The organism is Actinomadura nitritigenes (genome assembly GCF_017573545.1).
GTDB lineage: Bacteria > Actinomycetota > Actinomycetes > Streptosporangiales > Streptosporangiaceae > Spirillospora > Spirillospora nitritigenes.
The window spans coordinates 156,661-169,251 of sequence record NZ_JAGEOK010000003.1; the positions used below are offsets into that span (position 1 = coordinate 156,661).

The following is a 12,591-nucleotide window of genomic DNA, read 5'->3' on the forward strand; positions in this document are numbered from 1 at the left end:
CAACATTGGACACAGCAGCAACAGAGCTGTACAAGTCGACCCGCAGCGCTCTCCTGCGCGAACGGCCAACAAGGTGACAGAGCGCTTCGCACGGGTGAGTGCGCGACCGCGGAAGCTGAGAGCCCGCAAGGTTCCCCTTCGGCCTGCTTAGCCGGTTGCACTCAACTCATGAAGCGCTACAAACTCGACTCACCCGATCAGGACATGGTGCCTGACAGTACGACCTCAGCGCGCATTCGGAAAGCCAGGGGCGAATTGCCAGAGGGCGGTGGCAGATACCTACGCCGGGCGGGTATCTCGCGCTCTCGCCACTCAATGCCCTGCAAGCCATGCTCTTCTAGCAGATCACGAACGATACGGGCATTGTCGACGACACAGCCACGCAAAAATGAATTTCCCACCACAAGAACGAGTTGACCACCAGGCTTCAGAACACGTGTGATCTCGCGCACAATAAGAGAGGCATCTGCATAATAACGCCGAATCCAGCCGATATAGCGCCCCGGGAGACTACTGCCGGACTCGCTACTAACGTACTGCTCAACGTCTACTAGGCAAGTTGGAGCCGATCGCTCGGCGCCTACACTGTCGCTCCTTATGGAACGAATTTCGGAGGCACTGAACCCAAGCCAAACCAAGCTTAGGCGATGACCTCGAAGGTAATCGATAGCATTCAAGTATGGGGGTGAAGTTATGACGCAGTCGATGGACGAATCGCCCACCTGCCCCAAGTCTCTGCAGTCACCTTGCGATACTTCCGCCTCCGAGCGAATCAATTCAGGTTGAAGTCTTCGCAGTAGCGCACGGACGCTAGTAATGAAACCCTCGTAGACGTCATAGGTGTTCTCCATCGCCACCCTATGAGGCCGACTATGCGACACGTCTCTAGCCAGAGACGCTCCACCCTCCTTGGTAACGATCATACGACTTAGTGCGACCATGAGAGCATCGCGCGTAGGAAGCATTGTGTTCCTGAGCACTGCGGCAAGTGCGCCCAACTGAAGACGCTGCTGACGAGCGAACCAGTAGCCCACGAAGGCACTGGTCTCCTGATCATGCCAAAAAAGTTTGATCTCATCCAACGGCAACTCTTTCGCCGCCTGCAAGACAACATGCGCGTCATGCATAAGTCGGGCAGGATCGACTGGCGTTACCCAAGACCTAGCCATAAGAACTGCTAGCGGATCTAGGTCAAAACCAATCGCCCGGACCTCGGACTCAACAGCGCATCGCAACACTGTCCCAGATCCACACATGGGATCAAGCAGAGTGCTCCTCGGCTTGAGAGACTGAACCGCGGCCCTAGCAATCTCGGGTGCCATCCGCGCAGGAAAAGGATGGATAGTCTTAAGCGTCGACACCGTCATTTGATGTTTGATCTCTCCGTCGCGTCCACACCGAACAAGTCGCGCAAGTTGCGTTCTACCTCAACAACGATCTGGTGCGCCGTATGATGAAGGTGCACCTCACCGCTCTTGGCCACCTCAAGCCACTTCGAGCCGATAATAGTCTCGATAGCTTGCAGAGAGGCAATTAGTCTCTCAGGAGGAAACTCCTTAAGAACATTATCCAAGGCTCGCACATAGTGAATATTTGGCGTCGCAAGAGCATCACTCTTCGCGTCCTCCAATCCAAGTAGTATGCGGCTTAGCGGCACACGTGGCGTCTGCTCCGAGAACTCCCTCTCAAGGTCGTCGATCCATGCCTTGACTTCATGGACCATATGCGCCTTTTCAAAGAGACCCCTCAATTGAGTGAGAGTAACACCAAAACGATAGTGCAATTCGACCAGGCGTCGAACGTCTTCAATTCGCATCAACGTGGCTCGCCGGCCAGCCCGTACAGCGTTGGAGACCAGTCTCCCTAGCTTACCCTCTGGGTCATCCTGGTTGGCGTAAGCAACGGCTATGAAGAACCCGTAGTCGGCCTTCTCTTTTCTTCTGAAATCGTCCAGACTGTCGAGATTTATCTTGTCGGCTGGCACTGCCGGCTGATTGGTTTGCTTGGAGTCATAGACAAGCTTGTAATCAGACAGGGCCTCACCCCCGCCCTTCCCTAGCCGGGCATATAGAACTCCGTCAGCTCCCGGAACATTGCCTCCCCGACGCTCATACTCGAAACCCAGTACGCGGAAAGCCAAGCCAACTGCTCGTTCAAGAGCTGTCTCATGTGTGATCGCACTCTGCAGCAATCTCAGGACTTCGCTCGCTGTAGAGGGTTCGTCACCTGCAGCTATACGAAGGATTCGATCCCTCTCTTTGAGGAAATCGACGATCGAAGCGCGGTGAAAACCATGCTCCTGCATCAATAGGTCAACAAAAACCTCGGCAGATCCGAAAAGTTTAGCAGGTGCATCTGTTTTTGAGGTTGCCATCAATTTTTCGACGAACGGATGGTCTGAGTTGACAAGTAGAATCCGCGACTCCGGCATGTACCGGACTGCCCGGTCGTAGACTCCCGTAGGTTCGACTAGCACTCGCTCAAATGGAACCGCGCTCGACTCGTCCGCGAAATCCCTGAGCCACTGACGAGGCGAACTTCCTTCCTCTAAAGCCGGCCTTCCAACGTAGAATGACTCCTCATTTGCATCGACTATCTTAGTGACGCCCTCCAATAGTGGTTCAGTAATGAAAGCGCTCGGCTCATCATTCAGTAGACGTTCAACATCTAGAGATCTCGTTGCTTTCTCAACTGAATCAGCATAGGCGTTCCTGCACACATTAAATACCAGGTGCAAATACCTTCTCAGCGTTTGTATCGCACTCGAATCCCGGACACCTTCCCTCGAAGAAAGGAGATGCTCGCGCAAGCCATCGGCTTGTATTTCCATCGAGAACCTCGACCACGCCGCGTGATTGAGCGCAGGAAGTCCAAAGAGCGAGTCCTCAAGGTTTATCACCCGCCCTCGCACTCTTATGAAGAAGCCGTTGCTGCGACTGTACTGATCCGATTTCCCTTCTGTCAGCTTTTTCTCATAGATGCGCGCTTCTCCACTGATTTCGCCCGCAATTCCCGAAATCAGGACCCCAGTATCCGACACTTCTAGGCCCAACTCCCGTGCAACTTCGTCCTCCGCACCACCGATCTTGTATAGCTTGAGCGGCTCCAAGTCCTCTTTGCTGGAGGATATCTCTTTCCCTTGCAGGAAGATCCTGAAGTTACTGTGCAGAGGAAGACCTGAGCTCAGAACCCACGCGAGCCGCCCCGTTGAGAGTTTGTTATATAGATCTTTGAAGTCGGTGAGACCGGCGGCCGTCCATGAAGGCGCAGCATCGGGACCAAACATCAAAGCCCATGCTTGAGGATCCCGTTCTTCGATACTTGACAGTATCCGCTTTGCCTCGTCCACAGTCAGAGACTTAAGATCGAGGTCGAGAGGACTGGCCGCGTCATACTGATGTATGTCTTGCAGCCGTCGGAAGTTCATTGAGGTGACTCTAATAGCGCCATCCACGCTACTGATATGCGTTAGGCGCCAAGCCAGTACGTACGCAGCAAGCTTACCTATGCCGAACTGGCCGATGGGGGCACGGCCTTTTACCGCGCTTCCCGGTTGCGCTTTCCTCGACCCCGCGACACGCCAAAGGCCGAAGAAGCCTTCTTCGTCTAGGCCGTGCCCGTCGTCTATCACCCAAAGGGGACTTGTAGGCTCCTCTGAGGAAGAGTCAACTAGCGGTAGGATAACATGCGCCTCGGAGGCTCCAGCGTCATAGCTGTTACTTACGAGTTCCTCCACGGCTTTCTGTGGGCTTTGGTACAAGCCTTCCGAGAACAGTCGAATGATCTCGTAACTAACATGTACAGGAATCTTCGCACTGCCCTGGCCCCCTTGAAGCCCGTCTACGTACTCATCCAGGGCCTGAGCTTCCGAGTCCGCGAGAGAGACCTGTTGGGAGGTGGCATCGTGCATGCGCTCAGGTTAGTTATGTTCGAATCTCGTGTGAAGCCTTTGCCGCAATCGTGGCCGGATCGCGCCGATCTTGGTAAGCAAACTCTCACTTCGCCCAGACTTTACTTTTTTGGATGACCGAAATATTATTTGCAACTTGACCTAAATGGCCGGACTGACCAGAGGGCCGTGTGACGGGCACACTGCAAGACGTATTGAAGGTCCTCATTCATTCCGCCAGCGCGCTTGGCGACTGACGGACTGTGCTTGACGCTCAAGTCCCGTGCCAGACGCGGTCGAAGCTGTGTCGGTAGGTGGCACCCATGTCGTCGGTGTGGGTGGTGCGGAGATGGAGGATGGGGGCGTGGGATGCGGGGATGCCGTAGGCGTGGGGGTTGATCAAGAGGTCGTTGTCGGCTCGGTAGATGGAGTTGTAGAGGACCGTGTCGTGTAGGCGGATCTCTACGTTGTCGAGGTCGCGTAGAGGTTCGTAGAGAACCAAGGCGTTGCGGATCTTGGCTGCTAGGGAGTCGCCTACGCCCTCGTCTGCGCCCCGTTCGGAGATGCGGGGACCGTCTGGGTTGCCGAGAAGGATGCGGACGGTGACGCCGTCTCGGGCCTTGTCGGCGATGGTTCGCATGACGCCTTGGTCTTCGGCGAGGAAGAGGCCGGCGTAGGCGAGGATGCCGATCTCATGACGTGCGCTGGCGAAGTGGTGTTGCCAGACGGCTCGGGGGACGGCCCAGCGGTGCGGGTAGGTGGCGAGGATCTGAGCTCCCGGTGGTTCGGGGAGTGGGCGCGGTGCGGAGAGTTGGGGCCACAGGTCATCGGCGGTGTGGTCCAGGAGGTCACAGAGGGTCGCTCGGTGGCGGGGGTAGGGGATGCGGCCAGACAGCCAGCGGCGGACGGTCTTGGGGTCTACGTCGAGACGCTTGGCTACATCCTCTTCGGTTAGTCGGGCCTCTTCGAGGGCTCGCCGCAACAGGTCGTTCACCGGACCTCCCGAGATGCAAGGTAGGACTGACGCTAACAGAAGACGTCCCTAGACGTCCCTAGTTGCCCGTGGAGAGATCCCGGCCTGCCAACGAGGCTTCTGGACACGCCCGAGGTGCCGCACCTGCGGTTTCTGGGCGGTCAAGTCCCCCAAGCAACCTCGTTGAGGAGGCCCCATGTCCTTCGACCAGCCCCGTGAGACCGATGCCGAGTCGACGTCCTTCTCTGGATTGAGCGTGGCCGAGGCGCGGCTGGCCGCGCTGGGCGCTCACCTGCGCGCACATCGTCTCGTCGTCGAACTGACCTCGACGGGCCTGAAGGTCCGCAATCTGGACGCGCCGGGTTGCTGCGACGAAAACCCGGTGCTGTCCGACAAGATCACGTGCCGGCCCTTCGCTCGGGACGGCGGTCACCTCTGGTTCTTCGACTCGTCGGGGCATCCGATCACCGAAGCCGAGCGCACCGTCGACGCGGTCGTGTGGGTCAAGGGCAGGCTCGCCAATCGAGACGGCCTTCCTGCGGCAGAGGGCACGCTCTGATGGCGCGGCCCGCTGGACGGCATCGACGCACCTGCCCGCCAGCGGCCCCCTCCCGTAGGGCTGTCAGCCCTCGTCCGCAGAGGGACGCGACGGGGCGGTGGGTTGCTGTCTCCCCCGCGAGCAGACCCGCGCGCCATGTTGCTTGCCGCCCACCTGTGTCGAGCACCGACGGCGGAGGCGGAAGGCATCGGCGCGGGCTCGCCCGACGCATCCTCGGCGCCTTCGTGGATCTGGGGTGAAGTTCGGAGGTGAGGTGAGGCCTGGAGCGGTCGCCGCTCTGGGCCTCACGCGCATGAGGTGGGGTGCGCGGTGACACGTACCTCGGGGGCCGCTTACCGAGAGATCGCTGAGGTACTGCGCGGACGTGTCGCAGACGGGACCTACCCAGCCGGCGGGCGATTGCCTGGAGAGCATGAGCTGAGCAGAGAGTTCGCCGTTGCTCGTGACACGGTCCGCCGCGCACTGCGGGTCCTCCAGGACGAACGCCTGATCGCGGTCGTGACGGGCCTGGGCAGGTTCGTGCAGTCCGTCCCCGCGGACAACGTGCGGCCGACGTACGAGCGCATCGCAGCCGACCTGAGAGCACTAATTGAGAGCGGCTCGTTGTCGGTGGGCAGTGTCCTGCCGAGCGAGGCGCGGATCTGTGAGCGCTACGGCGTCGCGCGGTTCACCGCAAGGCGAGCCCTCGAACAGTTGGAGGCCGCTGGCCTGGTGGAGTGCGTTCACGGTCGGGGACGGTTCGTGCTGCCAAGACGTCCCTAGATGAGCCGTTGGCGTCCGTGGATGTCCAGTGACGTGCCCGTAGCGTCAGAGACATGAACAGCATCGTCGAGTGGGCACACGAGATCGCACGTCATCACCTGGAGAGCGCATTGCCGCGCCGCTGGGCGCACACGCAAGGTGTCGCGCGCCAGGCTAGGACTCTCGCGCCTGTACTCGGCGACCGCGCAGACTTGCTTGAGGCCGCCGCTTGGCTACACGACGTCGGGTATGCGCCCGACCTGGTTGTGACCGGCTTCCATCCCCTCGATGGTGCGCGCTTTCTGCGGGAGGCTCACCATGCGGACGAGCATCTGTGTCGGCTCGTGGCTCACCACACCTGTGCGGTCGTGGAGGCTCGGGAACGAGGGCTCGTTGACGAGTTGACGAGCGAGTTCGGGACCGAGCCTCCGGAGCTTACGGATTCACTCATCTACTGCGACATGACCACGAGTCCAGACGGCGAGGAGTTGGCGGTAGAGGAGCGGCTTTCGGAGATCCTTTCCCGGTACGGTGACGGTCATCTCGTCACCCGCTCCATCACTACGTCGTCCCCGTACATCGTTGGCGCCGTTCATCGCGTTCGGGACGAGTTGATGTCGCGCCGTTGAGTCGGTCAGGTGATGACCGGCTGTTGCCTGTTCTCCAGATAGTGGCCGATACGAAGCTTCATCGATCGGTCCATCTGCCTGTCTGCAGCCTCGTCAGCGGGGATCCAGAGGACTTCGCTTGACTCGTCGCTCCGGCGAGGTTCGCCGCCTGTGGGGCGCCCTGTGAGCAGGATCGAGAACTCTTGGCGGACCTCGTCGTTGCTCGTGTAGTGGATCAAGTGCTTGGGGTCCGAGTAGATCCCGACGATCCCCGTGATCTCGCAGTCGACGCCGGTCTCTTCCTTGGTCTCGCGGACCGCGGCCTGTGCAACGGATTCGCCCAGGTCGATCGCGCCTCCCGGTACTGCCCAGTTGTCGTTGTCCGTCCGGCGGATCATGAGGATGTCGCCGTTGTCGTTGGTGACGACGACGTTGACAGACGGGACGAGGCTGTTGGCTTTGGGGGCGTTGGGGTCGTCGTAGTAGTCGATCCTGCGGCCCATGTCAGTCCCCCGGTATGGGTGTGGCGTTTTCCCAGACGCGTTCGAAGCTGTCGAGGTAGGTGTTCACCAGGTCGCCGCCGGCTATGCGGCGTAGGTGCCAGACGGGGGCGAGTGCGGCTGTGATGCCGTAGACGTGGGTGTTGACCAAGAGCTGGTCGTCGGCGCGGTAGATGGAGTTGTAGAGCACCGTGTTGTGGTAGCGGAACTCGACCCCGTCTTGTTTGCGCAGGTTCTTGTAGAGGACGAGGGCGTTGCGGATTTTGGCGGCTTGGGCGTCGCCTACGCCCTCGTCTGCGCCGCGTTCGGCTACCTGGGGGCTGTCGGGGTCGCCGAGGAGGATGCGGACGCGGACGCCGGCCTTGGCTTTCTCGGCGAAGGTGCGTTGGATGCCGGAGTCTTCGGAGAGGAAGAGGCCGGAGTAGACCAGGACGCCGATGTCTTCTTTGGCTGTGGCGAACAGACGTCCCCATGCGTCCCTGGGGACCATGGTGCGGCGCGGGTAGATGGTGACCAGTTCGCTGCTGGAGGCCGCGGTGACTTGCTCGTTGGTGAGCGCGTCGGGCCAAAGGAACGTCTCGTCAACGCCCAGGCGTGAAGCCACTGCGTAGCGGTGCCGGCGGTAGGGGGTGCGGTCCTTGGTGATCCACCGTTCCACGGTCTTTTGGTCGACGCCGATCGACTCTGCGAGCGTGGCGATGGTCAGGCCCTGCTCTAGCAGTGTGGCGCGAAGGCGTTCGTTCGGCATGCACCCGTCCGGATTGCGGGACGTCCTGGGACGCGGTCAACCCTATGAGGACGTCATGAACACGTCCAGTCATGTAGTGATCTCGTCCCGCACGTCACGCGCACTCTCTTTCTCGTAGCCCGCTGAACGCCCGAGCCGCCCCCGCCGGACACGGGCCGTACGAGAGGAGTGATCGCACATGATCCTCGTTCTGGCATCGATCATCGCCGTGTTCCTCGCCGGTTCCACCTGCGGCATCTTCGCCATGCTCGTCATCGGCATCCACGCCGAGGAGCGCCGCGTGATGCGGAACCGCTCCAACCCGTCCCGTACCGAGTCGTCCCGCGCTGGCGCGGTGTCGCGGCGGCTGCTCACCACGCGAACGTGTGACGAGGCTCCGACGCGGGTCCCGGCGGGTCGATGAGCGTGCGGATGCCGCGCCTCATCACCGGTCACCGCTGCCCGTGCGGCGCGCGAGTCGACCCCGGCAACCGCAGGTGCCGCAAGTGCCGCGCCCGCGCCCGTTGGCTGCGGCGCGGACGCGGCCACCGGCACCCCGACGTGTGGCCGGAGGGGTGAGCGCGTGAACGTCTCGATTCCGCTGGTCGCCATCCTCGGCGCTGTGGTGTGGCTCGCGTGGCGCTACATGGGACTGCGCGCGTGGCACGTCGTGGTGTGCCTGCTGTTCGGGTTCTTCCTCGCCGCGACCAGCGCCGCGCCGGAGATCCGCCGGCTGGTGACCGTGCTCGTCCAGTCCCTCTCTCAGAACTGACGTCCCGCTGGAAGGGAGTGATGCCCCAGTGCCCGACATCCCTCAGCACGTCAAGATCGACCTTCAGGGGGTTCGTGCCCGCAACCTCGCCGCCCGTGAAATCGTCTCCGCTCTGTCGGAGGCCATGCCGTACATCGCCGATCTGTGGCTTCGCCTCAATGCCGCGCTCGCCGATTCCCCCGCCCTGGTCTCCGAACTGTCCAGGCTCACGGCCGAATTGGTGAAGGTGCGCCGTGACCGCGCGAACCTGGCGGCGGCAGGGCGCGCCACCCTCAAGGCCGCACGTGACGCCGATCCCGATCCGCTGTACTACCTGCGCGATGAGCTGCGCGCGCAAGGCCACCTTCCGCCGGACGGGTGGGGGCGTTCATGAGTCGGGCGCGGCAGATGCGGCGGCACGCACAGAAGATGCGCCGCAACGGACTTCAACCGATGGTCATCATCGACCGTGACGACCAGTTCCCCGACATCGCCGCTGTGCTGCTGGCTCGGGCACTGTGGCGATACCGGTCCGAACTCGCTCCCCTGTACCTGGTGACCGCGCTCGTCGTCTCGAGCCTCGTCCTGCACGTCGCGCGTCCGCACTGGTGGCCGTACCTGCTCGTCCTCGCGACGATGGCCGCGTGGGTGGTGGCCATGTTCGGGGACCGGTTCGGGCTCGCTCTCCGCACCGAACGGCTCTATGGCGCGGCCGTGGTCATGGGTGCCGGTGGGTGGCTGGCTGCGGTGACCGCGCTCGGCATCGCGTTCTCGCCGCTCCCCCAGGTGCTCGCCGTGGGCGGGTTCGTGCTCGCTGGGCCTTGGTGGGTTCATCGGCGCCGGCGCGCCAAGGTGCGCGTCGATCGCCAGATCGCCGCATGGCCTGAGATCGCGCAGTCGATCGGGCTCGCCGGCTCCCGCGCACAGTCCGCCGTGGTGGACGTGTGGGGATGGCGCGCACGCTTCGCCCTCGCCCGTGGCCAGACCATCCAGGACGTCACCGCGAAAGTCCCCGCGATCGAATCGGCACTCGGGACATTCCGCGGCGCGGTGCGCGTCTTCCCCACACGCGACGACAAGGCCAACCGGTTCGAACTCCGGGTGCTCAACACCGACCCGCACGCCGACGCGATCCCATGGCCTGGACCGTCCGTCTCCTCGGTTACCGAGCCGATCGACCTCGGGCCGTTCGAGGACGCGACCAGCGCACGCGTTCTGCTGCTGCGACGTCACGGGCTCATCGGAGGCGTAGCCGGCTCGGGTAAGAGCGGCGGGATCAACGTCCTGATGGGCAACCTCAGCGCGTGCAGCGACGTGGTCATCTGGGCCATCGACCTCAAGCGCGGCATGGAATTGCAGCCGTGGGCATCCTGTATCGATCGGCTCGCCACCACGCCCGAGCAGGCCCGCGCCATGCTGCGCGACGCGGTGACGATTCTGGAGGCGCGCGCCGAGTGGCTCACCGCGAACGGACGACGCGTCTGGGATCCGACGCCCGAGCTTCCCGCGCTCGTCATCGTCGTGGACGAGTACGCCGAACTCGCCGACGACGCACCGGACGCGGCAAGCGACACGGACTCGATCGCGCGCCGTGGGCGTGCGGTCGCCGTGACGCTCATCGCGGCCACGCAGCGCCCCACGCAGAAGGCCATGGGCAAGGGCGCCGTCCGCTCGCAAATGGACGTCCGGGTGAGCTTCCGCGTCCGCGAGCGCAAAGACGTCGACCTCATCCTTGGGCAGGGGATGCTCAACGCCGGATGGCACGCCCACACCCTCAACGCACCCGGCAAGTTCCTGCTCTCCGCACCCGAACACGACACGCCCCGACGAGGCCGCGCCTACCTGCTCACCGACGACGCGGTGAGTGAGGCCGCGCAGCGACACGAGGCTCTACGTCCCGTCCTGGATGAGGTCTCGCGGCGCGCGCTGGACGAGGCTGCTACGCCGCTTCTGCGGCCCGTCTCGGCAGCGTCCGTACCGCTGAGGCCGTCCAGGGAAGACCGTGCCGAGAGCGTCTTGCGGGAAGCTCTGGACGGCGCGCCGGACGAGGGGCTTCCGATCGCTCACCTACTCATGATCACCGAGGTGAGCCGGCCCACCCTCTACCGGCGCCTCAACGAGCTGGTGAAGACCGGCCGCGCCGTCCAGGTCGGACGAGGCCGCTACAAGGCGTCCGACCACACCCCGTGATCGTCTCAACGTCTCGTCTCACGCGCGCGCCTGCACGTAAGGAGCCAAGAGACGTCCGTGAGACGAGACGGAGACGAGCACCGTCCGCAACCAAGGAGATGATCGCCAACCCGCACCAAGCACGCGCCCGAGACCACCGCTCGGGCGAGAGGAGGTGGTGACCGTGCAGGCGTACACCGTCGAACAAGTGGCCGAGATACTCAACATCGGCCGAGACAAGGTCTACTTCCTGATCCGCACCGGCCAACTCCACAGCATCAAGATCGGCAAGCTGCGCCGCATCACCGATCGGCACATCGCCGAGTTCGTCACCTCCCTCGAAGAGGCCAACCGCTGACAACCGCCGGGAGGTCCGTCCCGCACATGACCGCGAACGGACCTCCCACACGAGGGACGTCTAGGGACGTCTTGAGTTATGGTCGGTGGTGACCTCGACCGATACGAGGAGGGATCCGGTTGGCGAAGATCCTCATCGGCAAGTACGAGGGGACGATCTACGAGGAGGGCGACGGATACACCGGCGCCATCTCGCTCGGGTTCGGCCCGGACGGTAAGCGCAAGCGGCTCAAGAGGAAGGGACGGACGAAGACAGAGGTCAAGGACAAGCTCAGGCAAGCCGTCGAAGACCTCAGCAAGGGCGTCAAGACGGAACGCAACTACTACGTGGAAGACGCGGTGAACGAATTCCTCGCCGCGTTCGCCAGAACCGGCAAGTCACCGGCAACGAGCGAGGTCTACCGGTCACTCGCCACACACCAACTCATCCCGTTCATCGGCCGGACGCGCCTCAAGGAACTCACGGCCGACGACGTCGAGACGTGGCTCAACGGACGAGCGGAGCACCTCACCTCGTCCTCGCTCGGCATCGTTCACAGCGTCCTCAAGCGGTCGATCCGCAGAGCGGCGCGCCACGACAGGATCGCGCGGAACGTCGCCGAACTGGTGGACACGCCGAACGGCAAGGCGGGGCGCAAGTCGCGGTCACTCAGCCTCGTGCAGGCGAAGACTCTCCTCGACGAGGCGAGCAAGCCCAAGCATCGTCTCGGCGCCTACATCATCCTCGCGGTGATGTCCGGGCTTCGGACGGAGGAACTCCGCACGCTCAAGTGGAGTGACGTCGACCTCGACAAGGCGACCGTCTATGTCCTGCGCGCCGATCGGCACAAGGGCGAGACCAAGACGACGCTGAGCCGTCGCGGGCTCGGCATCGCGGACATGGCCGTTGACGCGCTCCGCAGTCTCAAGACGAGGCAGGCGGCGGAGCGACTCAAGGCCGGCGAGGCATACCAGGAACACGACCTCGTGTTCTGCCACGAGGACGGGCGCCCGTACTCCGCGCAACACGTCCGGTACCGGTTCGCCAAAGTGCTCAAGGCGGCGGACCTCGACCCCCGCGAGTGGTGCCCACGCGAGTTGCGGCACACGTTCGTCTCCATCATGAGTGACCACGACGTGCCCATAGAGAAGATCAGCATCCTCGTCGGGCACTCCAGCACGAAGATCACCGAGACCGTCTACCGCCACCAGCTCAGGCCCGAGATCCGCGACGGCGCCGAGCACATGAACGACATCTTCGCGAGCAAGCCCGTCAAGTCCGCGTAGGCGTGTGGCTCCCGTGTTGGCTCCCCAAGACCCTCGACAGACGTAGCGCAC

General features: G+C 62.7%; 14 protein-coding genes. 9 read left to right on the forward strand and 5 right to left on the reverse strand.

Annotated features, from left to right (window positions below; translation table 11 throughout):
- Positions 1-197 precede the first annotated feature (197 nt).
- The 3 genes from J4557_RS52130 to J4557_RS05185 all read right to left on the reverse strand — a co-directional run bounded on the left by J4557_RS52130 (position 198) and on the right by J4557_RS05185 (position 4,883).
- Entirely contained in the window at positions 198-1,367 is a 1,170-nt protein-coding gene (locus tag J4557_RS52130; protein ID WP_208265189.1) for a hypothetical protein, read from the reverse strand.
- Positions 1,364-3,910 carry an ATP-binding protein gene (locus tag J4557_RS05180; RefSeq protein ID WP_208265190.1) on the reverse strand — a complete coding sequence of 849 codons (2,547 nt, stop codon included), beginning with the start codon at positions 3,908-3,910 and terminating at the stop codon, positions 1,364-1,366. Before J4557_RS05180 ends, J4557_RS52130 begins: the two co-directional genes overlap by 4 nt.
- A 253-nt stretch (positions 3,911-4,163) precedes the next feature.
- Entirely contained in the window at positions 4,164-4,883 is a 720-nt protein-coding gene (locus J4557_RS05185) for a helix-turn-helix domain-containing protein (protein WP_208265191.1), read from the reverse strand.
- Between the two features lie 175 nt (positions 4,884-5,058).
- Here J4557_RS05185 and J4557_RS05190 point away from each other — a divergent pair, with 175 nt between their 5' ends.
- The 3 genes from J4557_RS05190 (at position 5,059) to J4557_RS05200 (ending at position 6,791) form a co-directional block, all read left to right on the forward strand.
- Positions 5,059-5,421 (forward strand): hypothetical protein, encoded by a 363-nt coding sequence (locus J4557_RS05190; RefSeq protein WP_208265192.1) that lies wholly within the window; start codon positions 5,059-5,061, stop codon positions 5,419-5,421.
- 309 nt (positions 5,422-5,730) lie between these two features.
- On the forward strand, positions 5,731-6,183 hold the full coding sequence (locus J4557_RS51545; RefSeq protein ID WP_208265193.1) for a GntR family transcriptional regulator: 453 nt from the start codon (positions 5,731-5,733) through the stop codon (positions 6,181-6,183).
- 53 nt (positions 6,184-6,236) lie between these two features.
- Complete coding sequence (locus tag J4557_RS05200) at positions 6,237-6,791, forward strand: HD domain-containing protein (protein WP_208265194.1); 555 nt, start codon at positions 6,237-6,239, stop codon at positions 6,789-6,791.
- Positions 6,792-6,796: 5 nt separating this feature from the next.
- Here J4557_RS05200 and J4557_RS05205 read toward each other — a convergent pair whose 3' ends face one another.
- The gene (locus tag J4557_RS05205) at positions 6,797-7,273 is read right to left on the reverse strand and encodes an NUDIX hydrolase (protein WP_208265195.1); all 477 of its coding nucleotides are present in this window, start codon (positions 7,271-7,273) and stop codon (positions 6,797-6,799) included.
- Between the two features lies 1 nt (position 7,274).
- Positions 7,275-8,018, reverse strand: coding sequence for a helix-turn-helix domain-containing protein (locus J4557_RS05210; RefSeq protein ID WP_151544200.1), 744 nt, complete (start codon positions 8,016-8,018; stop codon positions 7,275-7,277).
- A 178-nt stretch (positions 8,019-8,196) separates the two neighbouring features.
- Here J4557_RS05210 and J4557_RS05215 point away from each other — a divergent pair, with 178 nt between their 5' ends.
- The 6 genes from J4557_RS05215 (at position 8,197) to J4557_RS05240 (ending at position 12,540) form a co-directional block, all read left to right on the forward strand.
- Positions 8,197-8,421 (forward strand): hypothetical protein, encoded by a 225-nt coding sequence (locus J4557_RS05215; protein ID WP_208265196.1) that lies wholly within the window; start codon positions 8,197-8,199, stop codon positions 8,419-8,421.
- Positions 8,422-8,580: 159 nt separating this feature from the next.
- A complete protein-coding gene (locus tag J4557_RS05220) occupies positions 8,581-8,769 on the forward strand; it encodes a hypothetical protein (protein ID WP_151544198.1) in 189 nt (62 codons plus the stop codon).
- A 28-nt stretch (positions 8,770-8,797) separates the two neighbouring features.
- Positions 8,798-9,142: a hypothetical protein gene (locus J4557_RS05225; protein WP_208265197.1), complete on the forward strand. Its 345-nt coding sequence runs from the start codon at positions 8,798-8,800 to the stop codon at positions 9,140-9,142.
- Positions 9,143-9,201: 59 nt separating this feature from the next.
- Positions 9,202-10,938: an FtsK/SpoIIIE domain-containing protein gene (locus tag J4557_RS05230; protein ID WP_243775311.1), complete on the forward strand. Its 1,737-nt coding sequence runs from the start codon at positions 9,202-9,204 to the stop codon at positions 10,936-10,938.
- A 157-nt stretch (positions 10,939-11,095) separates the two neighbouring features.
- On the forward strand, positions 11,096-11,275 hold the full coding sequence (locus tag J4557_RS49305) for a helix-turn-helix domain-containing protein (RefSeq protein WP_067635957.1): 180 nt from the start codon (positions 11,096-11,098) through the stop codon (positions 11,273-11,275).
- 119 nt (positions 11,276-11,394) lie between these two features.
- Complete coding sequence (locus J4557_RS05240) at positions 11,395-12,540, forward strand: tyrosine-type recombinase/integrase (protein WP_208265199.1); 1,146 nt, start codon at positions 11,395-11,397, stop codon at positions 12,538-12,540.
- Positions 12,541-12,591: the final 51 nt, after the last annotated feature.

Excerpts from the sequence above, each read along its gene's own strand:
- J4557_RS05205 (WP_208265195.1), bottom strand. The coding sequence starts at position 7,273 with ATGGGCCGCAGGATCGACTACTACGACGACCCCAACGCCCCCAAAGCC.
- J4557_RS05200 (WP_208265194.1), top strand. The coding sequence starts at position 6,237 with ATGAACAGCATCGTCGAGTGGGCACACGAGATCGCACGTCATCACCTG.
- J4557_RS05230 (WP_243775311.1), top strand. The coding sequence starts at position 9,202 with ATGGTCATCATCGACCGTGACGACCAGTTCCCCGACATCGCCGCTGTG.
- J4557_RS05215 (WP_208265196.1), top strand. The coding sequence starts at position 8,197 with ATGATCCTCGTTCTGGCATCGATCATCGCCGTGTTCCTCGCCGGTTCC.
- J4557_RS05190 (WP_208265192.1), top strand. The coding sequence starts at position 5,059 with ATGTCCTTCGACCAGCCCCGTGAGACCGATGCCGAGTCGACGTCCTTC.
- J4557_RS05180 (WP_208265190.1), bottom strand. The coding sequence starts at position 3,910 with ATGCACGATGCCACCTCCCAACAGGTCTCTCTCGCGGACTCGGAAGCT.
- J4557_RS05210 (WP_151544200.1), bottom strand. The coding sequence starts at position 8,018 with ATGCCGAACGAACGCCTTCGCGCCACACTGCTAGAGCAGGGCCTGACC.
- J4557_RS52130 (WP_208265189.1), bottom strand. The coding sequence starts at position 1,367 with ATGACGGTGTCGACGCTTAAGACTATCCATCCTTTTCCTGCGCGGATG.